Below are 25,031 nucleotides of genomic sequence, written 5' to 3'. Positions count from 1 at the left end.
GCCATCGGCTGCGCCTGCCCGGCCGCCCTGCAGGGCGGCCGGGCAGATGCTGTCCCTCCAACCCACCGATCAATCAGCCCAAGATCAAATCCGCCACCTCACCAGCAAATACACGCGGTTCCTGACCAGCGTTCACAAGAACCTCTCGAGCGCCATGCAGGACCAGTTGCTGCAAGGCGGCATTGACCTTGCGGTGCTCTACGATGCGCGGCCGGTGCAAGGGCTTGATGTGCAGCCGCTGCTGGACCAGGCGCTGCTGCTGGTCGGGCGCCGGCCGCCCGGATTGCAGGAAGACCCGCCTCCCCCGCCCTTGACGCTCGCCGAGGTGGCGCGGCTGCCGCTGGTGATCCCGAGCCGGCCCAACGCGATCCGCATGTATGTCGAGTCCGAGATGGCCTGCGTCGGATGTGTTCCATGCGTCTCGCTCGAGATCGACGGCGTCGGGGCGATGCTCGACCTGGTCGCGGACGGCGCCGGCTTCGCGATCCTGCCGCGCAGCGCCGTGACCCGCTCGCTCAACCCGTCGGCGTACACCCTGCGCGACATCGCTTCGCCCGCGCTGCGCATCCCCGTCTTCACGGCGGCGAGCGCGCAGCGCCGCGCCACGCTGACGCAGCAGGCGACGCTGGAACTGATCCGCAAAACCGCACAGATGCTGTTCATGGACTGACCCCCGCCGATCACGCGCGCCGGCCGGCGAGGGAGGTCTCCGCGCGCCCGCGCGGAGACCGCAGACCCCGAAGGCGCGACCGCCCCGCAGCGAAGGCAGGAGGCTTTCGGGGCCGGATCGGCCGGCACGCCACGCGCGGCCGGGCGTCGATCGGACGGTCACTCCTGCATGACCAGCGCTGCCGTGGCTCTGCGAACCAGTGGCAGCGCCAACAGCAGTGTTGGAAAGGCAATGATCCACGAAAGGATCCATGCGCTGAACCAGATGGCGAGGAAGCCATGCGCCGGGCCGATGCTGCGCAAGGTCGCCACGGCCGACACCACGAACGTCATCAGGACGGACAGCAGGAACGGCATCACCCAGGCCGCGTAGGCGGAGGGGAGCTTGGCAAAGCCGAAGACCGTGCGCGACGGTTCCGTTGGAGGAGAAGCTTCGTTGTTCATGAACACACCGGGGTTGTGCCGCTTGCCCCCGCGGACCCGGCCGCGGGGCCGGGCCGTGCGCGAGGGGCCTCGGTCTAGTTGATTCCCAACGAACGCCAGTCCGTGCTCTTGGGGACGATCTGCTGGAAGGAGCGGACGCCGAGCGTCACGCGGTTCGAGCCGGTTCCGATGGCGGGCGCGCCCTCCTGAAACTCCTTCGCCGCCTTGGCCATCTGCCGGCGGAATTCGACGATGGCCACATCGCTCGCGCCCAGCACGTCCTTGTCGCGGTCCGCGAGCGCGCCCATCGTCACCCACATCGCGATGTCCTGGTTGGGAATGCCCTGGATGCCGGTGAAGTTGCCAGACTTCATCGCCTGGCGGTCCTGCCAGAAGAAATTCTCGGTATTGCGCCGCATCTTGAAACCCGGGTCGAGGTCCACGCCGACCTGCGCCCCAAGAAACTTGCGCCACGTCTCGGTGTCGGGCAGATTCTCCGGCGTGTCAGACCAGCCGATAAAGTGGAAGGCGGTGTGCGTGTCGTCCACCGGCACGTTCACGTTGGCCACGTTGTAGGAGTCGTTGGGCGGGATCAACACGGTGAACGGGGCGACAAACACGGTGAGGCGCACGTAGTCGTTCGCGTCGGCGCCCGAGATCGGGCGGCGCAGCGCGGCGTAGCGAAAGCCATACCCCGTGGTCTGGCACTGCAGCCGCGGCGCCTTGTCGGTCGATGGGCGCAGCCAGTTGACGGCAGTTGCCTTGGCGCTGTCCACACGTGCCGGGACCATGTCCGAACTGTGCAGGCTCGAACTGTGCGCCGAATCGATGGCGCCCTCCAGGATCTGCGCCCAGTTGCAGGGAATGATGATCTTGGCGATGCTGACCTTGGTGGTGGCCTTCGGTGCCCACGGCGGAGGCTGGAACTCGGGTTGCTCGTCCGCCGGGCCCATGTACGTCCACACGACCCCCGCCCATTCGAGCGTCGGGTAGGCCACGTGCTTGACCTTGTGCTTGAGTTCGCTGGCTGCCGGCTCCGACGGCATGTCGACCACGTTGCCGGACGCGTCCAGCTTCCAGCCGTGGTACAGGCAGCGCAGGCCGCCCTCCTCGTTGCGGCCATACACCAGGGAGGCGCGGCGGTGCGGGCACTTCTCGTCGATCAGGCCGACCTTGCCGTCGCTGTCCCGGAACGCCACCAGGTCCTCACCGAGCAGGCGGACCTTGACGGGCTTGCCGTCTCGCTCGGCCACTTCCTCGGACAGGCAGGCGGGGATCCAATGGCGGCGGATGATCTGACCCATCGGCGCATCGCCCTCGACCTGGCACATCAGTTCATTCTCTTCCTTCGTCAGCATGGGGGTTCTCCTTCATGTAGTTGCTTGCTCCACACGCCACCGTGGAAATTATTGTTAGGCGTCTAACAAAACAATATCGGTCGCGCGGGATGGTGTCAACACGGCGGGCACCGCCGGTACCCCCGTGGCCGCGCGAATGTGGGCGCTTCTTGATACAGGTCAAACGGCTAGAGCGATCGCCGGTCGCAGCCCCGACATGCAGGCGCTCGCCGACCTCGAGCCAACCGATGGGAGCGCGGCGGGAAGCCGCCATGCGGCGCGCAGGCCCAAGGCCGATGTCCCGGGCATGGCCTTGATTGGCCAGAGCGCTTCGCGCCGGGACAGGCCGGAGCGGCCGGGACGGACGCAGGCCCTACGCCGGCACAGGCTCGTCGGCGGGCGGAACACCGACAAGGCGACTTCAAGGGGGGTGAATGGGATTCCGTGGCGCCCGACGAGGAGCGCGCAGCGCTCGCCCGCTCGCAAGCGTGTCTGTCGTCATGCCACGCCCTGGAACGCGACGCTGCGTGCGGGTTCGATCGGCCCCGTGGGCGATGCCATCCCGCGCGGGCTCGCCGCGCGCCGCCAGCCCATCGCCCACCCCCGAAGCCACGCGCCTTGGAGCGGCCCTGTTCCACAGCGCCGCGCGCCGCCTCGCGACGGGGCGGCGGTCTTGCCCGCAGACCTGCCCGAGGCGCCGCGGCCTGTGCGCAGAGGGGCGTCCGACGCCGGGCCCGGCCGCGCCGACCCTTCCACAGGACGTGACGTCGGCGGCCAGCGAGGTGCGGGAATCGCCGAGCAGCCATGTGGCTTCAAGGCGGAAGGCCTTCGGCGTCTCCAGGCCGCCAACCGTCCACAAGGGGGCGGCGCCACATGCCCCGGCGCGGTGAGCCTCGCGCGGGCCGCTCAAGGCGGAAGTGCCGCGTGACTGGCGCCGGAACCGGATCCCGGAAGCGGCCGGAGAGGGCCACGGGCCAAGGCCCCCGGGGCCCCCGGAGGCCTCGAGCCGGGAGTCAGCGAGCGCTCATTCGCCCAGCCCTACCTGCCGGGTCAGGGCCACATCGCACCCCTGCTGCGACGAAGCCAGCAGCGCCAGGCAGATTTCCAGCGTTGCACGGGCCCATCGGCCATCGTGCACGGGCTTCTTGCCATGCCGCAGGGCACCGACCAGCTCGTCGATGACCTCGAACCTGGGCACGCTGGCGGCAGGCAGGGGCAGAAGTTCCTTCCGTGCGTCGCCGTAGACCCATACCCCATCGGGCAACGGCCGCAGGTCCGCGTGCTCGCAACTGGCGATCAGCGGCCCGAAGTGCTGGTGCGCCACCGCCGGGCTCGCCGCCGGTGCGGTCCAGGCCGGGCCACCGTAGGTACCGGCCGCCTTGAGCGCCGCCTCCTGCTCGGCCGAAGCCACCGCCGCCAGCTTGCGCCGGGCCTGGCCGTAGGCGTTGGGGTCCTTGCGCTGGCCCATCTCGCCGATCCAGCCACACCATTCGTCGGAGTCGAAGCGGCCATAGCCGCTGTAGCCGATGGTGGCGAACGCACCGCCCTCGAACCACAACAGCGCCGAGTACGCGCCCTCCGTGGGGCGCACCGGATCCCACTGCCCCAGCACGGCCCGAACCTTCGTGGCCCGCCGCCCCGCCAATAGGCGCACGACGTCGACCTGGTGGGCCGCCTGGCTGAACACCACGCCGCCGCCTTCCTCGGTGCGAAGTTCCTCGGGGCGCCGAGGCCGGTACAGGAAGTCCGTGTAGTTCAGGGCCTGGATCATGCGGACGTCGCCGTAGGCGCCGCTGTCGATCAGTTCACGCGTTCGCAGGTAGGGCGTGTCGAAGCTGTGGCAATGGCCGACGATCAAATGGACACCGGCGCGCTCGCAGGCCTGCACCATCTCGTCGCACTCGGCCATCGTGATCGCCATCGGCTTTTCCACCAGCAGGTGTTTGCCATGCGCCGCCGCGATGCAGGCGTGCGATGCATGGAACTGGTGCGGGCTCGCGATGTAAATGGCATCGATGCCGGGCTGCGCCGCCATTTGCGCGATGTCCTCGAACACCGGCGCGTCGAAGTCCTTTGCGAACTGCGCGCGGGCCGTTTCCCGCGGGTCGCACGCGGCCGCGAGCTCGACGCGGCCGTCCGCCAGGAAGGTCGGCAGCATCAGGGAGAAGGCGCGGCCGAGGCCGGCCACCGCGAGGCGAACTTTCGGGACGGGCGGCGCGCTCACAGATCGATCACCAGTTCCGCGCCCTTGGCGCGCGACACGCAGATCATGATCTGGTGGTCCAGCTCGTCGGGCATCAGGACCATGTCGCGGTGATCGGCCTCGCCGGATACGAGCGTCGTGCGGCAAGTGCCGCAGGTGCCGCTCTCGCAGGACGCCGGCACGGTGCATCCGTGTTCGCGCAGCACGGCGAGGATGCTCTTGCCCACCGGCACGTCGAAGCGCTCGCCGGTCTTGGCCAGGCTCACCGCGAAAGGCTGGTCGTCCGGTCGCACCTCGCCACCTTCGTTGAAACTTTCGAAATGCACGTACTTGCTGGCCCAATGGCCGGTCATGTCGCGCACCTCGTCCATCAGGCGGCGGGGGCCGCAACAGTAAATATGCGTGTCGGTGGCCTGCTCGAACAGGGGCCACAGGTCGAAGGCCTTGGCCGGATCGCCATGGGTGTGGTGGACATGCACCTTGCCCTTGTATTCGGGCGCCCGCAGCTCGTCCAGGAATGCCGCCGTCTCCGCCGCGCGCGACAGATAGTAGAGTTTCCATGGGGCGGGCGGAAGTTCGCCGAAGCTGCGGATCATCGACATGAAGGGCGTGATCCCGATGCCGCCGGCGATGAAGAGATAGCGCTTGGCGCCCTCCACCAGCGGAAAGGCGTTGTCGGGCACCGAGGTCGGCAGCGTGTCGCCCACCTTGGCGTCGTCGCACAGGCTCAGCGATCCCCCCTGCCCCTGCGCCTCGCGCTTGACGGTGATGACGTAGCGGTGGCGGTCCTCCGGGTCGTTGCACAACGAGTACTTGCGCAGCAAGCCGTTGGGGACCTGCACCTTGATGTGCGCCCCCGGCGTGAAGGCCGGCAGCGCCGAGCCATCGGGCTGCACGAGCTCGAAGGAGCGGATACCCTCTGCGACATCGTGGATGCGATCGATGCGCAGTGGCATCGGCGTGTCCGCATGGTTCTGAATGGTGCTCACGTTGGTTGTCTCCGGTTCATGTGTCGAAGCGCATCGAGAGGTCGATGGCCCGCACGTCCTTTGTCAGTTTGCCGCTGGAGATGCGGTCAACGCCGGTAGCGGCGATGTCGCGCAAGGTGCGCAGATCCACCCCTCCCGACACCTCCAGCACGGCCCGTCCGGCGTTGAGGGTGCATGCCCGCTGCATGTCTTCCAGCGTGAAGTCGTCCAGCAGGATGCTCGCCGCGCCGGCGTCCAGCGCGGCCTGGAGCTGCTCCAGGTCCTCGACTTCCACCTGCACCGCCACGCCGGCGTCAAGCGCACGCGCCGCCTCCAGCGCCTCGCGAATGCCGCCGGCCGCAGCGATGTGGTTCTCCTTGATCAGGATGCCATCCCACAACGCCATGCGGTGGTTGCTGCCTCCGCCCGTGCGCACCGCATACTTCTGGGCCTGGCGAAGGCCGGGCAGCGTCTTGCGCGTGTCGAGCAAGGCACAGCCCCGCGGGTTGGGCGACACGCCGGCCAGCGCGTCGACATAGGTCCGCGTGACCGTCGCCACCCCTGACAGCATCTGCAGGAAATTCAACGCCGCCCGCTCGCCGGACAGCAGCGCACGGGCGTTGCCGGTGAGGCGGCAGACCTCGGCGCCGGCGCGCACGCGCTGGCCGTCCTGGATTCCCCATGAAATGGCGGTCTGCGGATCGAGCGCGCGAAAGCAGGCCTCGAACCAGGCCTGTCCGGCCAGCACCGCGTCCTCCTTGGCCACCACGCGGGCCGACATCGTCCGGCCGTCGGGCACCAGCATGGCGGTCCAGTCGGCCCGGCCGATATCCTCCATCAGCGCATCGCGGACATTGCGCTGCAGCGCCTGCTCCAGGCTCTCGTTGTACTCGAAGAGGATCATGCGCTCAGATGCTGTAGCTCTCGTAGGTCGACGGATGGAACAGTTCCTCCACCGGCATCAGCCTCGCGGACAGGCCCTGCGAGTGGTGGTGGCGCACGAACATCTCGAGCGTCCGGAGATTGGGCTGCACGCCGTACGACCAGTAGTCCTCACCCATGGCTTCACGGGCCGCCTTGAGCTGCTCCTCGACAAAAGGCAGCGTCACCTTGGTGGCCGAGGTGTCGGACAGCAGCTCCAGCGCGGCTGCCTTGGACTGGCTGAAGGCCTTGAACACCGCGTTGGGCAGCCAGGGATGGCGCTCCACGAGCTCCTTGCGGATGGCAGCCACGTGCATGATGGGGAACACGCCCGTGCGGCGGTAGTAGTCCTTCGCCACCGCCGTGGGATCGTCGAACAGCCAGCCGACGTGGGGATTGCGCAGCACCGGCTTGCTCGGCGGGCGCGGGCCGATGAAGCCGTCGATCTCGCCGCGGTCGAGCAGCTCCGAGATCGTCGTGCCTTCGGGCGCCGGCTCGACGTGGACATCGGGCGGCAGCTGCAGCTTCACCTTCTCGGGTCGCCCAGGCGTGTCGATGCCGCCGCGCACCCACGTCATATCCGAAGGCTTCACCCCGTAGTCGTCCTCGAGGATCGAGCGCGCCCACACGTTGGCGGTGAGCTGGTATTCGGGCAGGCCGACGCGCTTGCCCTTCAGGTCCTCGGGCCGCTTGATGCGGTCCTTGCGCACATAGATCGACGTGTGGCGGAAGGCGCGCGACAGGAAAACAGGCACCGCGATGTAGGGGCATTCTCCGCGGGAATGCTTCACCAGGTAGCTCGAGAACGACAGCTCCGTGATGTCGAAGTCCATGCTTCGCATCGAGCGGAAGAACATTTCCTCGGGGTTGAGCAGCATGTACACGGGGTCCACGCCGTCGATCTGCACCCGACCGTCGTACAGCGCGCGCGTGCGGTCGTAGTCGCCCATGGCGACGGAGAGTTGGAGCTTGCTCACGATCAGGCCTTCACGTTGTACGACGGTTCGAGCTCGGGCTGGTCCTCGCCGCCCTGCCAGACATAGCTCACCTCGTGCGCGCGCCAGTCGGTCGACTTCGGCACCACGGCCTGGAATGCGCACACCGTGGCCGGGATCGCATCCTTGCCGGTGCCGATCGCGGCCTCCCCTTTCTGGTGATCCCGGACCGCATCGAGCATCCGGCGGCGGAACTCGACGATTGCCAGGTCGCTGGCACCCAGCCGGTCCTTCGAGCGATCGGCGATGGGCCCCATCGTCAGCCACATCGCCACGTCCTGGTTCGGGAATCCGCTGATGCCGGTGAAATTGCCGGCCTTCATCGCCTGGCGGTCCTGCCAGAACTTGTTCGCCATCGTGCGCAGCGGCCGGTACTCCTCGTCGAGGTCGATGCCCACGGTCTGGCGCAAGAACTTGCGCCAGGTCTCGGTCTCCGGCGTCTGCGCCGGATGGCCCCAGGCGATGAAGTAGAACGCCGTGTTCGTGTCGTCCATCGGGACGTTGACGTTGGCGACGTTGTAGAGGTTGTTCGGCGGAATCAGCACGGTCGCCGGTGCCACGAAGACGGTAGAGCGCACGTATTCGTGCGTCGCGGCGTTCTGGATCGGCCTGCGCAGGGCGGCATACCGGAAGCCGAAGCCGGTACGCTGCACCTGCATGCGCGGCGCTTTGTCCGTCGACGGGCGCAGCCACGTCTTGTCCGTGGCCTTGGCGCCGTCCACACGCGCCGGCACCATGTCCGACGAGTGCAGGCTCGAGCTGTGCGCCGAGTCGATCGCTCCCTCCAGGACCTGCGCCCAGTTGCAGGGCAGCAGCACCTTGGCGATGCTGACGCGCGTGTCCGCGGTCGGCGCCCAGGCGGGCGGCTGGAACTCGGGGACCGCGTCGGCCGCGCCGAACCAAGCCCAGACCATGCCGCCCCATTCCTTCACCGGGTAGGCCTTGTGCTTGACCTTGTCGACCATGCCGCTGGACGCTGGCTCGGAGACCATCTCCAGCACATTGCCGTCGGCGTCCATCTTCCAGCCGTGGTACAGGCAGCGCAGGCCGCCCTCTTCGTTGCGGCCGTACAGCAGCGAGGCGCCGCGGTGCGGGCAGGCCTCGTCGAGCACGCCGACCCGGCCTTCGCTGTCGCGGAACACGACGAGGCTTTCGCCGAACACACGCGCCTTGACCGGCGCGCCATCGAGCTCGCCGACCTCCTCGATCAGGCACACGGGCGTCCAGTGCTCTCGCATCAGCCGGCCCATCGGGGCATCGCCTTCGACGCGGCACAACAGGTCGTTCTCTTCTTGGGTCAACATGGGGGGTCTCGCTGGTAGGGAAAAAATACAAAAAACGGGAAGGGTGGGGACGCTGGCTCAGGCCCGCATCTCGGAGGCCTGGGGAGCCAGCTGACGGCGAAGCACGATCGGCTTGCCTCCAAAGCGCCGCTTGACCATCCAGTGGGCCAGCGCCGAGTCGAGGTAGTCGGCATGCGCGGGGAACCACGCGCACAGTTCGTCTGCCAGCCGCCGCGCGGCGGCGAACTCGCCGCCGGCGACCCGGCGCCGCACGCCCTCGATCGACTGCAGCACCGCGGCATGCTCGGCGCTGTGGCAGGCCTGCCCGGGGAAGCCGCTCTCGACCATCCAGTCGTCCTCGGCCTTGAAGTGGTCGCGGGTGTGGTCCGCCAGGCAGTCGAGCGCGGCCGCGACGCCGGCATCCGGCGCGTGCCGGACCGCTCCGATCAGCGTCACGAATTCCTCGTGCACCGCATCCATCGGGGCGAAGCCCAGCACCAGGCCGTCGTGCCAGTTCAGCTCACGGGTTTCAGTGGGGTTCGTTGACATCGTGCCGCATCATTAATGTTAGTTTCCTAATTATATCGCTGGCATTTGACAGAACTCAACGCTCCCCCGTGAAAGCCCTGATGCCGCGCATGCACCGCATGGCCGCGCAACGCGAGGGGAATCGAGGCGGCTGCGCCATGCGCCCCCCCCCCGCGCTGCAGCCTTCGGGCACCCGCGGCAGCGCGCACCCAACCGGCGGTCGGTCGGCGCCTGCAATGGGAGCCGCCGCTTTCGCCATGTGGTAGAACACGCCTTGAAAAGAAGTTTCCACATCTTGGACACCCCATGCCCCGCACCCGTAGCATCCCAGGGAGCCGGCGAGCCGCCCCCGTCGCCGCCGCCAAGTCCTCCGGCACCCAGACCATCGAGCGCGCCTCCCAACTGGTCAAGCTGGTCGCCTCGCGCAGCAGCACCGGCATGCGCCTGACCGAGGTCGTGCAGCAGTCCGGGCTGCAGCGGCCCACCGCGCACCGCATCCTCAAGTGCCTCGTCGACGAGGGCTTCCTCATGCAGGTGCCCGACTCGCACCAGTACTTCCTCGGCCCCCTGATCTTCGAGCTCGGCCTCGCCTCCGCACCGCAGTTCAACCTGTGCGACATCTGCCGACCCTCGCTGCAGCGCATCGCCGAGCAGACCGGCGACACCGTCTTCCTGTCCGTGCGCAGCGGCTACGACTGGGTGTGCATCGACCGCGTCGAAGGGAGCTTTCCGATCAAGGCACTGATGGTGGAGCTCGGCGCCCGCGCACCGCTCGGCGTCGGCGCGACCGGCATGGCGTTGCTGCTGCCGCTGTCCCCCGAGGCCGTCGACGAGATCGTCTGTGCCAACGCGAGGCGGCTGGGCCCGCATGGGCTCACCGTGCCGTCGGCCATGAAGTTGCTGCAGCGCTCCCGGCAGCTCGGCTACGCGCTGAACAAGCGCGGCACGGCAGCGGCCATCACGCTCGGCCTGCCGATCGTGAATCGCTACGGCCATCCGTTCGCGGGCATCGCCATCGCCGCGATCGCAAGCCGCATGACCTCGGATCGACAGGCCCAGATGGTGGACGTGCTGCGCGCCGAGATCACCGAGATCGAGCAGACCCTGGCGCAAGTGACGCAGCTGTAGCGCGGCCGTGGAAAGGGCGCACGGGGCGACGTCTCGTGCGCGCCGCCCGCCCGGCGCATCGGCGCCCTGACCTCGCTGCGGTGCCCACCTACGTGCCGATCGCCATCGTCAAGAACGAGATTCATCTCATTGCTTTGCTATGCCCGCCTGCAGATCCTGCGGCGTCGGTCTTCGAGAAAACCGAGGTTTCATGCACCCTGCAGCCCGATCGCACCCCTGCGCTAACCCATTGATTCTGTTCAAGCATTGAAAAGGACAGTACTTGGTTTCACCGCTGACTGCATTTCTTGGTCCCGGGCGTCTCCCGGACGCAACTGCACTCGACAAAGCCCCGCTCGGCGGTCGCGGTCTCGCGCACGGCAGGCATACATCTCATTGCTCGATCTGGATGTTCCGGCTCCGAATAATGCGCGACCAGAACGCGGCGTCCTCCCTGATCATTGCGCCCAGGAGTTGCGGCGGCCCGACAATGATGTGCATGTCCGGCACGGACGATATGCGTGCCTGGTACTCGGGCGACGCGACCACTTCGCGGATCTGGCCGGACAGCTTGTCCACGATCGGCGTAGGCGTTCCTGCCGGTGCTACGACGCCGTTCCAGTAGGTCGCCACGAGGTCATAGCCCGACTCCCTGAAAGTCGGAACTTCTGGAAGCTCAGGAATCCGCGTCTCCGAAGAAATGGCCAGGATCTTGACCTTGCCCGTCTTGTACAGGTCCAGCACGCTGGCCACCACGCCGGCCATCGCAGGTACCCGCCCGGAGATCAGGTCGAGCACGGCCTGGCCCTGGCCCTTGTACAGCACCGGCTCCACCGAAAAGCCGGCCCGTTCCCCCAGGTCCTCGGCCATCAGATGGGTGGTGCCGCCGACACTGGACACCACGATCGCCGCTGGTTTGCCGCTCCCCTTCACTTCCGCGATCCATTCGGCCAGCGTATTGGGCTTTGCGCTGGCAGGCAGCGCGATCACGTGATGGCCCTTGGACACCGGTGCCAGGAACTGGAAGTCGCCCGGCTTGTACGGCAGGGTCTTGTACAGCAGTGGGTTCAGCGACATGGCCGCCGAGAGGGCCCAACCGATCGTGTAGCCGTCCGGCGGCGCGGAGGCCACCGCGACGCTACCGATCACGAAGTTGCCGCCGGGCCGGTTCTCGACAACCACCGGGTTGTTCAGTCGCTTGCTCAGCAGATCGGCCATGGCGCGCGCTTGCGCATCCGTGGCACCGCCCGCGGCGATGGGCACGATGATCTTGATCGGCTTCGACGGAAAGGCCTGCGAGGGCTGGGCGGTGGCGGCGACCGCCGCCAGCAACAGGTTCCACCCCACAATCACGGCACGACGGATGAAAGAAAACTTCATGTTGTCTCCAGATTGAGCGTCGATACAGCTGAACGCGGCCATTGCCCGCGTGATGTCAGCCGCCGGCCCATCGCCGTACTGGCATCAGTCCCCCGCGACGTGGTCGCAGCGAAGGCCCGCGCAGGCGCCCCCTGCCAGGCCGGCCCGGGGCGAGCGCAAGGCAAGCCCCGAGCCCGCACCTTCAGAACGCGTGGCGGAAGCCCAGATCCACGCCGCGCGAGGAGCCGTTGGGCGCGGTGATCGAGCCATTGAGGGCGTGCGCCGAACCGCCGCTGTTGGTCACGTGCGCCAGCGTCGCGTACAGCGCCGAGCGCTTGGACAGGTTGTGCACGTAGCCGATCGCGAGCTTCTTCGCATCCGGGCTGCCCGCCGCGTCGGTCTTGTAGCGCGAGTACCCCGCCTTGAACTCACCCACCCCCACCGGCACGCTCACCGCCAGCGAGTGGCCCGTGGCGTTCACCGAGCCCGCCGCGTCACGCGAATAGCCGCCGTACAGCTTGGCCACGCCGAAGTCCCAGCCCAGCAGCACGTTGCGCTGGTAGGTGTCGCCGGCCGCGTACTTGGTGCGGCCCCAGCCCAGGCCGGCGGTCAGCGGGCCGTTGTCGTAGGTCAGGCGCACGCCGCCGCCGGTGCCATCGCCCGAGTTGGCCGCGCCGCTGGCGTTCTCGCCGCGGTAGTGCGCCACCTGCACCGCGAAGCCGCCGAGCACCTTGGGCGAGAGGTAGCCGATGGAGTTGGAGGCGCGCACCGCCGTGGGGCCGGTGATGGGGATCGTGGCCGGCAGCGCGGAGCCCGCGCCCACGTTGCCGAAGACGTCCATGTAGCCCAGGTTCCAGTACTGCGGCGTGTAGTCGCGGCCCATGCGCACCTCGCCCCAGGGTCCCGACAGCGAGACGGTGGAGCGGCGGTTGAAGGTCAGGCCGCCGGCGGGCGTCACACCCGAGGCCTGGTTGTTGGTGTTGGTGCTCAGGCCCGTGCCGGTGTCGACGTTGAAGCCAGCCTCCAGCCAGAAGGAGGCGGCCAGGCCGCCGCCCAGGTCCTCGGTGCCGCGAAAGCCCAGGCGGTTGCTGTTCAGGCCGCTGCCGGACAGCGAGGTGCGGCTGGCCACCGAGCCCGAGCCGTAGCCGATGTTGGCGTCCACGACGCCGAACAGCGTCACCGACGACTGGGCGAAAGCGGCGCCGGACAGCGCGGTGAGAGACAGTACGAGCAGCGAGGGTTTATTCATTGGACATCTCCGTGGTTATCATTAGGGAACTAAGCGAAAGCCCATCCCTCCTAAGGTACAAACACGCCCCATGGACGCGATGAGGGTTCACGCGATGTTCGGGAAATCGCAACCCACAGTGTCTGGATTGGCTGACACCGCAATGCGCTGAACGTGCTGCAGGGCTTTGCCGATGGGCCGCGCCAGGGACGTCTCGGGTGCCTTCGATGCGCACGTGCTCCGCGGCGCAGGCCGGTTCGAGCGCTGACCATGGGGTGGCTCTGCCAGGTCGTGGGGTGTGCCATGGCAGCGACCTGTGCAACGTGCAGGGCAGCGCGCTCCGAGCGGGAAGTCAGATGGGCCAGCGCGAGCAGTGGCGGACAAGCCGCACGCCCAGTGCGGAGTGAGCGACTGCGGCGTCAAAAGCAGATCGACGCTCCGCCGACGCGACCCGGGCACCACGCCCGGGTACGTGGCAGCAGCGATGCGCGCCGCGGCGAGTTGAGTGTTCCTGGCGAGTCCGCACCGCGCAACGTCGCTGCGCGCCCCACTGGCATGCATGGTGATGACGCCCGCAGCACACGAGACCGACAGGAAGATTGTGTTTGGACGCTGTTGAGTGGACTGGCCCGGGGCACGGCACGACATGTCAGCCCTGATGCGGAGGCGGCACCAACGCCCTGCCGCGCATGCGCCACCGGCGATAGCGCCCGGTGTCGTGCGCGGCCCACGGCAGAACGACGCCAGGCCCCCTGCCAAGGCCCCTTCAAGCCGCTCAGTTGCTATTCCTTGAGGATGACCTTCACGGCATCGATGATGCCGCGCCAGCGCGTGGAATCGGTGGCAAGGAACTTGGCGAACTCGCCGCGGTTCATGCTGCGCTTCTCGAATCCCAGGGCGGCCATCTTCTTCTGGTACTCGTCCGTCCGCATGGCATCGGTGAAGATCTTCTCCAACTGGGCCGCACGGCCTGCAGGCAGCCCGGCGGGAGCGAAGATGCCGAACCAGGCCGACGCGGTGAAGTCGGGGAAGCCGCTTTCGATCATCGTGGGAACATCGGGCAGAACCGAAGAGCGCTGAGCCCCGGTGAATGCCAGCGCGCGCAGCTTGCCGTCCTTGAGGAAGACCTCGAGCGTGGCCGGCGTCGAGGAGAGGAAATCGACCTCGCCGGACAGACCCGCAAGCGTCGCAGGCATGGCGCCGTTGTACGGCACGTGGAAGAACTTCGCATTGCCGTGCAGTCCGAGCATGGCATCGACGAGGTGGCCCGAGGTCCCGATGCCCGGCGATGCATACTTGATCTGGTCCGGCTTGGCCTTGCCCAGATCCACCAGATCCTTCATGGTCTTGACGTTGGGGAGCACCTTCGGGTTGACGACGAATATCCAGCTCGTCTCCGCGATCATCGCGATCGGCTCGAGGTCGCGCTCGGCCTTGTACGGGATATCCTTGCGCAGCGCGGGCTGAATCGAGAGGGCGTCGGGGTGGGCCACGACCAGTGTGTAGCCATCGGGCGTTGCCCGCGCCGCCATCCCGACGCCGATGGTGCTGGCGCCGCCAGCCTTGTTGTCGACGACCACCGTGGCACCCGTTTGTTCCTGGACGATGCGCGACAGGAGCCGCGCCAGGATGTCGGTCGACGCGCCGGGCGCGGACGGAACGATCAGCCGGATGGGCTGCGACGGAAAGGTCTGGGCTGAAGCCGGGCCGGCCATCGCCAGCAGCCCCGCCAGGGCGAGCGCTGCGAATCTTCGTAGGGTGGATCTCATTTTGTCTCCTATGGTCAATGAACTATCGATGGCGCGCCAACACCGCAAGCTTGCCGGCGCCGGAAAGCCGCTGAGCATCGACGAGGTCGCCAGTACCCCCTAGCTTAGGTAGGGGCCTAACCATTCGCATGAGGGTTCACGCGATGTTCGGCAAATCCCAACCCACAGCGCACGCGCACGCGGGTTTCGACCGCCCGCTCAGCAGCCCTCCCGCTTCGCGCCCGGTCGGCGCGTGGCCCGCCGCGGCGGGCGCTGCGCCGCGTGCGGAGCGCGCGCCGACGCTGGACATCGGGAGACGCGGAAGGAAGGCGCCACATGCCATCTAGCTGATGGCCAAATTGTCGGGCGCGTCCTGCACGAGGCGCGCGCCCGAGCGCCTGAGCGCTTCGGCGGATGCCGCTTGAAGCGGCACCTGCGCGCGCTCCTCCCGGACGCGGTTGGCGCCATCCACGAACACCAGCTTGGGCTGGTGGCCAGCCACCTGGTCTTCCGGCACCAAGGCGAAGGCCGCGATGATGATCAGGTCGCCCACCGCTGCCCGCCGCGCGGCCGACCCGTTGACCGAGATGAGGCCGGTGCCCCGCTCGCCGCGGATCGCGTAGGTGACGAAGCGTTCCCCGTTGTTGATGTTCCAGATGTGGACCTGCTCGTTCTCGGCCATACCTGCGGCGTCAAGCAGGTCCTCGTCGATCGCGCACGAGCCCTCGTAGTGCAGCTCGCAATCGGTGACCGCCACGCGGTGGATCTTCGACTTGAGCAGGGTGCGAAACATGGGGCGGATTCCTTGGGTCTGAGGAAATGTGTGGATCGGCGCCCGCGACGTCCGTGGCCGCCAAGTGACGGGCCGGCGCGCAGCGGGGCGCCGCCGCGCCCAGGGGGCGCCGAGGCTTGCGCGCCTACGCGAGGCTCTTCCAGACGACGGGCTGCGCTCGCGGAAATGCGGTGCCGGGCGATGGCTGCACCGGCTCGCACTCCAGTTCATCGTCGCGCGGCGCCGGGCGAACTGGCGTGCTCCGGACATCGGCATGCCACGCGGCGCGTTGCGGCGACGACAGCGCGATGTCCGACTTGAAGGCCAGCTTCGGGGATCCCGCGTACGCGAACTGGGTCTGCAGCTGATGGATGTGCTCGAGGATCACCCGGGCCTGGCGCACGAAGATCTCGCCGGATTCGGTGATCTTCAATCCGCGGCGGCCGCGCACGAACAACTGCGTTCCAACGGCATCCTCGAGCGCGGTCAGCCGGTGGCTTGCCGTCGAGAGCGAGCAGCAGGCGCGCTTGGAAGCGGCAGAGAGCGTCTTCGTATCCGCGCACAGCACAGCCAGCCGAACGGAGACAAGATCGAATTTTGCGATGTTGGCGTTCATTTCAGGTCGATGGATGCGGCCTTGGCTTGCGTTTGTCAGGAACACGACGCGCAGATCCGGGGAACTGCGCGTACCTGTGCTGCACTCGGTCCGCGTTGCACTAGTGAGTCATCGAATTTCCAGGTCGGAGGATCGGTAAACCTGCGGTCACTCGCCGATCATCGATCGGACGACTGCCGCAATGTCCCAGACGGGCAGCCTCAGAGCCGCGACCAGGTCGGTCCGGAACTGCGGCAGCGCGGTGCACTCCAGGACCAGCGATCCGATGTCCTTGAAGGCTCCCGTGCGGCGCTCCTCCAGGCACATCTCGATCAGCTCGGAGCGAATCTGTTCGGTGGTCACGGGCTGGCTGAGCAGCGCGTCCTTGCGCCGGAAGGTTGCCCAGCCCGGCAACTCGCCGATGCCCACGATGCGAAGCCGGTCGTACTCCGGATGGTCCGCGAGCATCTTGTGCGTGGACGGCGCGTCGTAGGTCAGGATGCCCACCGGCTTGCTGCTGGTCTCGAGCGCGTTGGACAGGAACTGCACGCCGCTGAGCAGCGCGGGCTTGTCGGAGCGCACGGCGTTGCGCGCCGCGTACATGTATCCGCTGCCGCCCACGATCAGGTCGCAGTGGGGCGCCAGACGGCCTACGGCCGCGGCGATGCCGGCGATCGCTTCCGGCTTGCCCTCGAGGATGGCATCGCCCCCGCCGATCGCACCCCGGGCCACCGCGAAGGCCGTGGGCACGGGCCAGAAGTCGCGACGCTGGAACAGCCCCGGCATGATGCCCGGCGGGATCGGCGCATTGAACGGATCGGGCAGGTCCAGCGTCTCGACGGCGCCGTCGTACTCGAGGATCACGACTCCAAGCCGCAGGGTGTCGGATGCAGACGTCATGGTGAATATCTCCTTTGTGGGTTATCGCCGAGGCCTCGATCGGGATGACCGCGGCCCTCGTTGTCGTTGTGCTCTCGGTGCGGCCTCGCGCTACGAGGTCACCGCGCTCTGGCGCTCCGCGGCGACGACTGCGGCCGCGGCCTCGAGTTCCTTGCGGGCAATCTTTCCGCTACCCGTCATGGGCCATTCCTTCTGGAAGACCAGGCAGTGAGGGATCTTGAAGCGCGCCAGCTTGGGCTTGAGCTCCTCGCGCAGCGACTCCGCGTCGAGCTTGACGCCTTCCTGCGCCTCCACGAACGCCACGATGATCTCGCCCAGGCGCTCGTCGGGCGCGCCGACGGCGACGCTCTGCTTCACGCCCTTGCAGTGGAGCAGCGCGGCCTCGATCTCGGCGCTGGTCACGTTCTCGCCGCCGACCCGGATCGTCTCGCGCACCCGGCCGAGCAGGTGCAGCCGCCCGTGCTCGTCCACGCGCCCCAGGTCGCCGGTGTGGTACCAGCCGTCCTTGTCGATCACCGCCGCCGTGGCCTCGGGGTCGTTCCAGTAGCCGCGCATCATGTACGGGCTCTTCAGGCACACTTCGCCCTCGCCTGTCGGGTAGGCGTGCGTGATCTTTCCGTCCCCGGAGGCATCCAGGATCCCGACCGTGACCCCGGGCAGCGCGCTGCCGACCGTGTTAAGCCGGGCCTCCATCGGATCGTCGAAGGCGCAGGACGTACCGTTCGCCTCGGTCGCCCCGTAGGGGCTGAAGACCGAGGCGATCCCGGTCTTCTCATGCACGAGCTTCATGATGTGCTTGGGCGCGATCACCCAGGCGCGGTCGACGGCGGCGAACGCCCGCTGGTAGTCGGGCCTCGAGAAGTACTCGATGTAGTGGGGCTGGTGCCCCATAGTCACGTTGCACTTCTCGCGCACCATCACCTCCAGCGCGGCGTCGACGTCGTAGTAGGTCTGGAACACGACGGTGGCGCCCGAGACGATGGGGCTGTACAGGCCAAGCACGCCGCCGCCATGGAAGAATGGTTGCGGGCAGAAGAACCGGTCGCCGTGGCGCAGGTTCAGGCGCTCGAAGAACGCCGCGGAGCCGCCGAGCTGGCCGCCGTGCAGGCTCACGGCCGCCTTGGGCAGCGAAGTCGTGCCGGAGGTGAACAGCAGGATCAGCGGGTCCTCGGAGGTCACGGAAGCCAACGCGGCGGCGTAGGCATCGTCGCTGATGGCCGCGCCGCGCTCAATCATCTCGGCGAACGTGATCGCGTTCGGCAGCTCCGACTTGCCCACCGAGATGCGCAGGTTGAGCGAGTCGCCGAGCGGCTTGCCGGCCGCCGATCGGCTGCGGTCACTCAGCGCCTCGACGAGGCGGGACTCGTAGTCCTTCGAGCCGACGACCTCGGTGTGGTAGACGATGCCGCGCGCCTCGGCGCGCGCCAGCGCGTGCGCCAGCTCGGGCACCGAGAAGCGGGTGCTGACCGGCACCGCGATCGCGCCGATGGCCGCCAGGCCGAGGAAGGACTCGAGCCACTCACGGTACCCCGCCATCCAGATCGCCACGCGGTCGCCCTTCTTGATGCCGGCGGCCATGAAGCCGCGCGCCACCCGGGACATCGACTCGGCGGCCTCGCGGAAGGTGAGCCTTTCGTCGCCGATGACGTAGGCGGCCGAATCCGGCCATTTCTGGGACGCCGCGCTCAGCGCGCCGGCCAGCGTGGCGTTGCGGAACGGGTTCGGAAGGTTCTTCTGGGTCTGCATGGATTCGCTCATCTCTTCATACCAGGGGCTGGGGTTGCTCGTCGTTGGGGCGGTCGTCGTCCAGCCGGATGCGGGAGAAGACGTTGCGCCAGTTGTCCTCGAGGATCCGGTCCAGGTGGACCTGCGGGACTGGCGGAAAGCCGAAGCGCTCGGCGTACTTGTTGAAGTCGCGGATGGCCGCGATGCAGGTCGAGGGACGCCCAGCGGGGAAGTCGGTGCCCCAGATCAGCTTGTCGGGACTACCGAAAATCTTGGAGAAGTACCCCGAGATCGGGTAAACCCAGTTGAAGAACGGGTTCTCTACCACCGGCACGCCGGCCTTGAGCGTCCTGCGGTCGATGCCGGCCAGCGCCTGGAGCTGCGACACGTCGGCGAAGACGTTGCGGTGCTTGCCGAGCAGGTGGATGGCCTCGTCGAAGTAGGGATAGCCCATGTGGCAGATGACGATCTTCAGCTTCGGGAACTTGCGGGCCACGACGTCCACTGCGGTCAGGTCGCCCAGGCGCAGGTCCACATTCGGGCCCTCGCTCGGTCCCGCATGGACCACGATCGGCATGCCCAGTGCGGCCGAGGCTTCCCATACCGGATCGCAGCGCGGGTCGTCGAAGCGATAGCCGGTCATCGACGGCGTCAGCTCGCCGACGGCCACGGCGCCTTCGTGCGCGCAGCGCTGCACTTCGTCCGCGGCCTCGGCCCCCAGGGTCGGGTTCACGCAACACGCGCAGGCGAACCGGCGCGGGTGCTTGCGCACCACCGAAGCCAGGTAGTCGTTCGTGGTCTCGAGACCGATCTCGTTGTGCGCATCGGCGCCCAGCAACACCGCGAACTCCACACCCGAGCCGGCCGACTCCTCGATGTACTTCTCGATCGGCAGGTCGAAGATGCGCTTCATCTCTTCCTCGCCCATGTCCCTGCGCTTGGGCGGCAGGGTGCCCCTCACCACGTCCACGTCGTAGTGGTCGGGGAAGCGCCAGGTGTGCACGTGTGCGTCGCAGATCATTCCTTGCTCCTCGCGGTGGTGCTGTCCTCGATGCCGGGCTTGTACTTGCCTTCCAGAAAGGACGAGATGTCCGCGGTGCGGTTCGCCTCGCGCAGCCTCATCAGGGCACCTTCGCGCGCCGCGGTGTAGCTGATGGAGGCGTCCCACTCGGACCCGAGGGCGAAGCGGTAGGACTCCTTCACGGCCCTCAGGGCCTCCGGGTCCTTGCGCGCGATCTCGCCCGCCACGGCCAGCGTGTGGGCCGCGAGATCGGCGCCCGGCACCGCACCGTTGACCAGTCCGATCCTGGCTGCCTCGGCGCCGTCGAAGCTCCTGCCGGTCAGGCCATAGAAGAGCGCATCGCGGGGGCTCAGGAGATTCGCCATCGACTTGGCCACCGAACCGCCGGGGAACATGCCGAAGTTGATTTCCGAGAGGCCGAAGACGGCATCGGTGGCAGCGAAGGCGAGGTCGCAAGCTTCGACGATGGAGAACGCCCCGCCGAAGCAGTAGCCGTTCACCATCGCGATCGTGGGCTTGGGGAACTGGCGCAGCGTGCGGCCGCGCCATTCGACGGCCAGCCGCAACACCTCGTCGTACTCCTGCGGCTTGTTCTGCAGGTCGAGCCCGAATTCCTTCAGGTCATTCCCTGCCGAGAACGCCTTGCCGGCACCCGTGATGACGACGACGCGCGTGGCGTCGTCGTAGCGCAGCTTCGCGAGCGCCGCGGTGGCCTCGCGATGCAGCAGCGGATTCATCGCGTTTCGCTTCTCGGGGCGGTTGAAGGTGAGGACGGTGATGCCGTCGCCACCCACGTTGCGCTCCACTTGAAGCGTCGAGAACTGGAGAGCTTCGCTTGTCTCCTCGATTGTCTTTTTTTCCACTATCGGCACTCCTGTGTGACGCCCATCGCGAGGCGCCGCCGATCGGGACGCCCACCTTATGTGGATGCACCGACGGACCATTCACTCGAAGCATCCGCACACCAAGGCACGCAGCGCTTCCGACGATCGGCTTGCGCAATCCGGAACAACGTCCACTATTTGGACATATCTTCCTGGCCTGGCGACAACTCACTTTCGAGACGTAGACAGACTTCTTTGCGCTAGCACAGACTCAATTTTAGGCGAGCACATGGATTGTTAGGGGGCTTTCTATGCGGAAAAGTGGTCCACATATTGATATGCTTTGATCCCTAACGATTCGGGAAAACCCGGACGCTCGCGGCGCTGCGCGACACACGATCGAGCTGCAGCCCTTGCGTGGCCAGGGTTCCCGCGTTCATGGGTCGCTGCGCAACGCGCGCATCCACCGGCACGACGCGTGCGAAGACTAGGGAAAACCATGAAGTCATGCAGCAGCGGTCCACGGGGCCCCAAGCGCCCAGGCTCCTCATGCTGCAATGCAACAAGCGGCAGCCCTCTTCGGGCGGGTTGCGGAAAACTCGACATGCCTCAGCAAGGGCGGCGGCGCATCCTCCGGGCGAAGGGCCTTCGCGCGAGGAGCATGCTGTCGAGTAGCGGGGGGGTGCAAGCGACCTGCGGGGCCCGCACCGGCCGCGGCAGCCCTGCGCGCATTCCGATCTGGCGTGCAGCGTTTCGCCGGCGCAATGGAGCGAGAAGCCGCTCGGCCGGGCGGACTGGACCAGCGTGCCGCCGCAGCGGGCGGGCGGCCCGCCAGCACGCGACACCGCCGCTGCCGCGGTGCACCGTCTTTAGATCCCCGCGCCTGGCCCCGGGCGCCGCACGCGCGGACCGGATCCGCAGCTGCCGGGGCCACCGGGAACAGGCATGCTCACCCGGGCGCTCGCGCCCCGGCCCCGGCCGCCGCGGGTGCGGTCGGCGACCCGCTCGGGCTACCGCGGCCGTGGGACGGTGGCCATGCTGGCCGCGCGCAGGGCCGGCGGCGCCTCGGCCGGCCCGGTCTGCGCCGAGCCCGTCTGGAACGCGCCGACGGCGTGCGACAGCCGGCTCGCCTGCTCTTTCAGCGAATCCGCGGCGGCCGACGACTGCTCGACCAGCGCCGCGTTCTGCTGGGTCATCTGGTCGAGTTGCGCCACTGCCTGATTGACGCTGCCGAGGCCTTCGGACTGCTCCGAGGTCGCGGCCGAGATCTCGCCGATGATGTCGCTCACGCGCTGCACGGAGGCCACGATATCGCTCATGGTCGAGCCCGCTTCGCTGACCAGCTTGGACCCTGCCTCCACCTTGTCGACGCTGGCGCCAATCAGGCCCTTGATCTCCTTGGCCGCCTCGGCGCTTCGCTGGGCCAGGCTCCGCACTTCCGACGCGACGACGGCGAACCCACGCCCCTGCTCGCCGGCGCGCGCGGCCTCCACCGCCGCGTTCAGCGCCAGGATGTTGGTCTGGGACGCGATGCCATCGATCACGCCGATGATCTCCGAGATCTTGCGCGAGCTCTCGTGGATCTCGTCCATGGTCGCAACCACCTGCGAGACCGCCGCGCCGCCGCGGCTCGCCGTGCCGGCCGCGGCTGCCGCCAGCTGGTTGGCCTGCCGCGCGGATGCCGCCGACTGCTGGACCGTGACGGTCAGTTGCTCCAGGGACGACGCGGCCTTCTGCAGATTGGCCGAGGTCTCCTCCGTGCGCACGCTCAGGTCGGCGTTGCCCGCGGCGATCTCGATCGCTGCGGTGTTGACGCTGTCGGTGGACGCTCGCACTTGGGCAACCGTGGTGCGCAGCGAGAGCACCATGCGACGCAAGCCATCGACCAGGCTGCCGGCCGGCGCGGCAGGAACGTCGACGGCGAGATTGCCCTGCGCGATCTTGCCCAGGGCATCCAGAGCCAACTGCGGATCACCGCCGAGCTGCCTGAGCACGCTGCGCGAGATGAGCAGGCCCAGACCCCCGACGGACAGCAGCACGACGACGCACAGGCCGAGCTGCCGCAGCGCAGCCGCCTGCACCTGCGACTGCACGTCGTCGATGTACAGCCCGGAGCCGACGATCCATTGCCACTCGGGCACGGTCATCACGTACTGGAGCTTCGGATACAGCTTGGTGGGATCGGTCTCGCCGGGCTTGAGGGCCACGGCCTCCACCATCGCGGACCCCGTCTTGCTCGCGGTAACCGCGTCCAGCAGCAGCTTGGCGGTGTCCACGCCCCGGGCGTCCTTCGTGCCCAGCGCCGACTTGCCCGGCGCCCACTCCTTGCTGAACGGGTGCATGATGGCGCCGCCGTCCGTGGTCATGATGTAGAAGTAGTCGGGCCGGCTCTTTTCCAATCCGAAGCGCGAATGCCTGAGCGCCTCGCTCGCGGCGGTCTTGGCATCGGCCTCGGACATCGCACCGGATTTCGCGGCTGCGGCGTAGCCCGCCACCACGGTGCCCGCGGACTCGACCGCAGTGCGCAGCGCGAGCCTGCGGCCTTCGGTGATGTCGTCGTAGGACTGGACGATCGACACGCCCGTGATCAGGGCTAGGCCGACGAGGGTGCCAGCCAGCAGCAGGGTAATCTTGCGTTTGAAGCTGAGGTTGTGAAGCATGGCTAGGCCGGATGGGCGGTGAACTGCGAGCGACCCAGGCGATACGGGGCCCGCAGCGCGCGGCTTGCGCGCAAGGCCACCCTTGGCAGGGCCGAAGCTCCGAAGCGCCGTGATCCGGTATCCATATCTTGGAAGCTCTTGACGTGTGTCTCCTCTCACAAGTCTAAGGGGCGAACCTGTTGGGACGTTAGGAGCCGCGCCAATACGCTTCCATATATTGGACATTTGCCGCTCGTCCCCGAACTTCGGCCGCATGTCAAGGAAGTCGCGCGGAGCGCGGGGCCCGCCCGTCTGGTGCTGCCAGCATGACCCGGCTCTGGCGACCGGCGCGCCGGCCCTCGCGGCCCCCCGCCCCAGGAAACGTGCCGCGGGGGCGTCAGGGCCCCTGCTCGTCGGCCGGCGCGCCACGCCCGGCGGATTCGCGCCACACGTAGACGCAGCCGCTGGTCAGCACCAGCGCCGTGCCCCAAAACACGGGCGCCATCCCCACGAGGGAGCCCAGCGCGCCGAACGCCAGCGGCAGCGTCGTTTGCCCGATGCTGGTGATCGACGCGCGGATGCCGACCGCCTCGCCCTCTCTGCCTCCCGGCGCCACCGCCACCAGCAGGCTCATGACGAGCGGCTGGCCGCAACCCAGCACCAATCCGAGCGCGAAGGACAGCGCGGCCATGCCGATCGACTGATCTGTGAGCGGCACCAGCAAGTAGCCGGCCGCGCTCAGGGCGAGGGAGTCCCGCAGGAGCCGCCACTCGGTCCAACGCCCGTGCAGCACCGCCAGGGCCAGCCGCGACGCCACGCTGCCCGCCCCGAAGCTGCCGACGATCATGCCAATGGCCGAGGCCGAGAGGCCCTGCTGCGCCGCGTAGAGCGGCATCGCGAAGCTGAACAGGTCCCAGCCCAGGGACATGAGCGCGCTCACGAGCAGCACTTTCCGGACGGCGGGCTGCCGCATCAGCCCCTGGCTGTCGGCGGAGTGCGCGGCTCCGCCTGGCACCCCGCCAGCAATGTGCGGACGCCAGCGCACCAGCATGGCCGTGGCGACGATCGGCAGGACGACGAGCAACGACAGCCCCCCGAAATCCGCGCCGCGGTCTGCCAGAACACCGGCAAACAAGGGCCCGACGCTCGCCGAGACGGAGAAGGCGATGGCGGTCAGCCCGAACACGCGGGCCCGCTCGTTCGGGCCGGCCAGGTGCCCGATGGCATGCGTCATGGCGACGTGAGCCACCGTGTAGCCCGTCCCGACGAGGATGCCGGCTGCGGCGAGGACCGGCAGCGACTGCGCCAGCCCCAGCAGCAGCTCGGCCGCGACGAGCGCCAGCAGGCCCGCCAGCGTAGGCCTGAAGGCCCCGGCGCGGTCCGCCCACCGTCCGACCTGCACCGCCACCAGGCTGGGCACCAGCATCATCGCGCTCAGCAGCACTCCGATCGTCGCTGCGCTGGCCTGCAGCTCCATGGCCCGCAACGTCACGCCCAACCTGCCGCCCGTGAAGCCGACGTGCCCGAAGAACAGCAAAACGACCAGCGGCAGGAGTCCGGCAGCGGGACGCGTCATCGGCTCTTCCACGCCGCCGTGGCCTCGCGCAGCGCGACGGCACGTGGCCGGTCGGACACCCTGTGGCAGCCGGCGGCGCCGGCATGCGTCGCACCCTCCTCCACTGCGACGAACGACCGCCGGCCTCGCGGGTCCCGGATCAGGGCCGCAGGAGCGATGGCGCCAGGCGCCAGCCGATGAAACGCGGGGTCGAAGCTGAAGTGGTGGCGC

General features: G+C 68.1%; 21 protein-coding genes. 2 read left to right on the top strand and 19 right to left on the bottom strand.

Annotated elements, in window-relative coordinates; genetic code table 11:
* The first annotated feature begins 46 nt into the window (after positions 1-46).
* Positions 47-670: a LysR substrate-binding domain-containing protein gene (locus DELCS14_RS08310; protein ID WP_083829065.1), complete on the top strand. Its 624-nt coding sequence runs from the start codon at positions 47-49 to the stop codon at positions 668-670.
* 158 nt (positions 671-828) lie between these two features.
* Here the strand turns inward: DELCS14_RS08310 and DELCS14_RS08305 are convergent, their stop codons facing one another.
* The 8 genes from DELCS14_RS08305 to DELCS14_RS08270 form a co-directional block, all read right to left on the bottom strand.
* A complete protein-coding gene (locus DELCS14_RS08305; RefSeq protein ID WP_013801226.1) occupies positions 829-1,113 on the bottom strand; it encodes a DUF2798 domain-containing protein in 285 nt (94 codons plus the stop codon).
* A gap of 74 nt (positions 1,114-1,187) precedes the next feature.
* Positions 1,188-2,450, bottom strand: coding sequence for a Rieske 2Fe-2S domain-containing protein (locus DELCS14_RS08300; RefSeq protein ID WP_013801225.1), 1,263 nt, complete (start codon positions 2,448-2,450; stop codon positions 1,188-1,190).
* Positions 2,451-3,453: 1,003 nt separating this feature from the next.
* Complete coding sequence (locus DELCS14_RS08295) at positions 3,454-4,653, bottom strand: Gfo/Idh/MocA family oxidoreductase (RefSeq protein WP_013801223.1); 1,200 nt, start codon at positions 4,651-4,653, stop codon at positions 3,454-3,456.
* On the bottom strand, positions 4,650-5,588 hold the full coding sequence (locus tag DELCS14_RS08290; protein ID WP_049801487.1) for a PDR/VanB family oxidoreductase: 939 nt from the start codon (positions 5,586-5,588) through the stop codon (positions 4,650-4,652). The genes DELCS14_RS08295 and DELCS14_RS08290 overlap by 4 nt, the downstream gene beginning before the upstream one ends.
* A 49-nt stretch (positions 5,589-5,637) precedes the next feature.
* The gene (nadC, locus tag DELCS14_RS08285; RefSeq protein WP_013801221.1) at positions 5,638-6,504 is read right to left on the bottom strand and encodes a carboxylating nicotinate-nucleotide diphosphorylase; all 867 of its coding nucleotides are present in this window, start codon (positions 6,502-6,504) and stop codon (positions 5,638-5,640) included.
* 4 nt (positions 6,505-6,508) lie between these two features.
* Positions 6,509-7,498 (bottom strand): ABC transporter substrate-binding protein, encoded by a 990-nt coding sequence (locus DELCS14_RS08280; protein ID WP_013801220.1) that lies wholly within the window; start codon positions 7,496-7,498, stop codon positions 6,509-6,511.
* Between the two features lie 2 nt (positions 7,499-7,500).
* Positions 7,501-8,820, bottom strand: coding sequence for a Rieske 2Fe-2S domain-containing protein (locus DELCS14_RS08275; protein ID WP_013801219.1), 1,320 nt, complete (start codon positions 8,818-8,820; stop codon positions 7,501-7,503).
* A gap of 57 nt (positions 8,821-8,877) precedes the next feature.
* On the bottom strand, positions 8,878-9,348 hold the full coding sequence (locus DELCS14_RS08270) for a hemerythrin domain-containing protein (protein WP_013801218.1): 471 nt from the start codon (positions 9,346-9,348) through the stop codon (positions 8,878-8,880).
* 285 nt (positions 9,349-9,633) lie between these two features.
* Here DELCS14_RS08270 and DELCS14_RS08265 point away from each other — a divergent pair, with 285 nt between their 5' ends.
* A complete protein-coding gene (locus DELCS14_RS08265) occupies positions 9,634-10,455 on the top strand; it encodes an IclR family transcriptional regulator (RefSeq protein WP_013801217.1) in 822 nt (273 codons plus the stop codon).
* 372 nt (positions 10,456-10,827) lie between these two features.
* Here the strand turns inward: DELCS14_RS08265 and DELCS14_RS08260 are convergent, their stop codons facing one another.
* The 11 genes from DELCS14_RS08260 to DELCS14_RS08210 all read right to left on the bottom strand — a co-directional run bounded on the left by DELCS14_RS08260 (position 10,828) and on the right by DELCS14_RS08210 (position 24,821).
* Positions 10,828-11,814 (bottom strand): tripartite tricarboxylate transporter substrate binding protein, encoded by a 987-nt coding sequence (locus DELCS14_RS08260; protein WP_013801216.1) that lies wholly within the window; start codon positions 11,812-11,814, stop codon positions 10,828-10,830.
* 181 nt (positions 11,815-11,995) lie between these two features.
* The gene (locus tag DELCS14_RS08255) at positions 11,996-13,042 is read right to left on the bottom strand and encodes a porin (RefSeq protein ID WP_013801215.1); all 1,047 of its coding nucleotides are present in this window, start codon (positions 13,040-13,042) and stop codon (positions 11,996-11,998) included.
* Positions 13,043-13,803: 761 nt separating this feature from the next.
* The gene (locus tag DELCS14_RS08250) at positions 13,804-14,790 is read right to left on the bottom strand and encodes a tripartite tricarboxylate transporter substrate binding protein (RefSeq protein ID WP_013801214.1); all 987 of its coding nucleotides are present in this window, start codon (positions 14,788-14,790) and stop codon (positions 13,804-13,806) included.
* A 322-nt stretch (positions 14,791-15,112) separates the two neighbouring features.
* Complete coding sequence (gene panD / locus DELCS14_RS08245) at positions 15,113-15,562, bottom strand: aspartate 1-decarboxylase (RefSeq protein ID WP_013801213.1); 450 nt, start codon at positions 15,560-15,562, stop codon at positions 15,113-15,115.
* A gap of 124 nt (positions 15,563-15,686) precedes the next feature.
* Entirely contained in the window at positions 15,687-16,157 is a 471-nt protein-coding gene (locus tag DELCS14_RS08240) for a LysR family transcriptional regulator (RefSeq protein WP_013801212.1), read from the bottom strand.
* A 147-nt stretch (positions 16,158-16,304) separates the two neighbouring features.
* A complete protein-coding gene (locus DELCS14_RS08235; protein WP_013801211.1) occupies positions 16,305-17,036 on the bottom strand; it encodes a hypothetical protein in 732 nt (243 codons plus the stop codon).
* Positions 17,037-17,126: 90 nt separating this feature from the next.
* The gene (locus tag DELCS14_RS08230) at positions 17,127-18,782 is read right to left on the bottom strand and encodes a class I adenylate-forming enzyme family protein (RefSeq protein ID WP_013801210.1); all 1,656 of its coding nucleotides are present in this window, start codon (positions 18,780-18,782) and stop codon (positions 17,127-17,129) included.
* A 16-nt stretch (positions 18,783-18,798) separates the two neighbouring features.
* Positions 18,799-19,782 (bottom strand): amidohydrolase family protein, encoded by a 984-nt coding sequence (locus DELCS14_RS29465; protein ID WP_013801209.1) that lies wholly within the window; start codon positions 19,780-19,782, stop codon positions 18,799-18,801.
* Complete coding sequence (locus DELCS14_RS08220; protein WP_013801208.1) at positions 19,779-20,645, bottom strand: p-hydroxycinnamoyl CoA hydratase/lyase; 867 nt, start codon at positions 20,643-20,645, stop codon at positions 19,779-19,781. The genes DELCS14_RS29465 and DELCS14_RS08220 overlap by 4 nt, the downstream gene beginning before the upstream one ends.
* A gap of 971 nt (positions 20,646-21,616) precedes the next feature.
* Complete coding sequence (locus DELCS14_RS31450) at positions 21,617-23,266, bottom strand: methyl-accepting chemotaxis protein (RefSeq protein WP_013801207.1); 1,650 nt, start codon at positions 23,264-23,266, stop codon at positions 21,617-21,619.
* Positions 23,267-23,642: 376 nt separating this feature from the next.
* Complete coding sequence (locus DELCS14_RS08210) at positions 23,643-24,821, bottom strand: MFS transporter (RefSeq protein ID WP_013801206.1); 1,179 nt, start codon at positions 24,819-24,821, stop codon at positions 23,643-23,645.
* Between the last annotated feature and the right edge of the window lie 210 nt (positions 24,822-25,031).

The sequence above is a fragment of the Delftia sp. Cs1-4 genome (genome assembly GCF_000214395.1).
Classification (GTDB): domain Bacteria; phylum Pseudomonadota; class Gammaproteobacteria; order Burkholderiales; family Burkholderiaceae_C; genus Comamonas; species Comamonas acidovorans.
The sequence above is the reverse complement of the archived record's forward strand: the minus strand, read 5'-3'. Positions and strand labels throughout refer to the sequence as shown.

Coding starts and splice junctions, on each gene's coding strand:
- DELCS14_RS29465 (WP_013801209.1), bottom strand. CDS start 19,782: ATGATCTGCGACGCACACGTGCACACCTGGCGCTTCCCCGACCACTAC.
- DELCS14_RS08265 (WP_013801217.1), top strand. CDS start 9,634: ATGCCCCGCACCCGTAGCATCCCAGGGAGCCGGCGAGCCGCCCCCGTC.
- DELCS14_RS08290 (WP_049801487.1), bottom strand. CDS start 5,588: ATGCCACTGCGCATCGATCGCATCCACGATGTCGCAGAGGGTATCCGC.
- DELCS14_RS08270 (WP_013801218.1), bottom strand. CDS start 9,348: ATGTCAACGAACCCCACTGAAACCCGTGAGCTGAACTGGCACGACGGC.
- DELCS14_RS08310 (WP_083829065.1), top strand. CDS start 47: ATGCTGTCCCTCCAACCCACCGATCAATCAGCCCAAGATCAAATCCGC.
- panD (WP_013801213.1), bottom strand. CDS start 15,562: ATGTTTCGCACCCTGCTCAAGTCGAAGATCCACCGCGTGGCGGTCACC.
- DELCS14_RS08235 (WP_013801211.1), bottom strand. CDS start 17,036: ATGACGTCTGCATCCGACACCCTGCGGCTTGGAGTCGTGATCCTCGAG.
- DELCS14_RS31450 (WP_013801207.1), bottom strand. CDS start 23,266: ATGCTTCACAACCTCAGCTTCAAACGCAAGATTACCCTGCTGCTGGCT.
- DELCS14_RS08300 (WP_013801225.1), bottom strand. CDS start 2,450: ATGCTGACGAAGGAAGAGAATGAACTGATGTGCCAGGTCGAGGGCGAT.
- DELCS14_RS08210 (WP_013801206.1), bottom strand. CDS start 24,821: ATGACGCGTCCCGCTGCCGGACTCCTGCCGCTGGTCGTTTTGCTGTTC.
- DELCS14_RS08260 (WP_013801216.1), bottom strand. CDS start 11,814: ATGAAGTTTTCTTTCATCCGTCGTGCCGTGATTGTGGGGTGGAACCTG.
- DELCS14_RS08230 (WP_013801210.1), bottom strand. CDS start 18,782: ATGCAGACCCAGAAGAACCTTCCGAACCCGTTCCGCAACGCCACGCTG.
- DELCS14_RS08240 (WP_013801212.1), bottom strand. CDS start 16,157: ATGAACGCCAACATCGCAAAATTCGATCTTGTCTCCGTTCGGCTGGCT.
- DELCS14_RS08305 (WP_013801226.1), bottom strand. CDS start 1,113: ATGAACAACGAAGCTTCTCCTCCAACGGAACCGTCGCGCACGGTCTTC.
- DELCS14_RS08275 (WP_013801219.1), bottom strand. CDS start 8,820: ATGTTGACCCAAGAAGAGAACGACCTGTTGTGCCGCGTCGAAGGCGAT.
- DELCS14_RS08250 (WP_013801214.1), bottom strand. CDS start 14,790: ATGAGATCCACCCTACGAAGATTCGCAGCGCTCGCCCTGGCGGGGCTG.
- DELCS14_RS08255 (WP_013801215.1), bottom strand. CDS start 13,042: ATGAATAAACCCTCGCTGCTCGTACTGTCTCTCACCGCGCTGTCCGGC.
- nadC (WP_013801221.1), bottom strand. CDS start 6,504: ATGATCCTCTTCGAGTACAACGAGAGCCTGGAGCAGGCGCTGCAGCGC.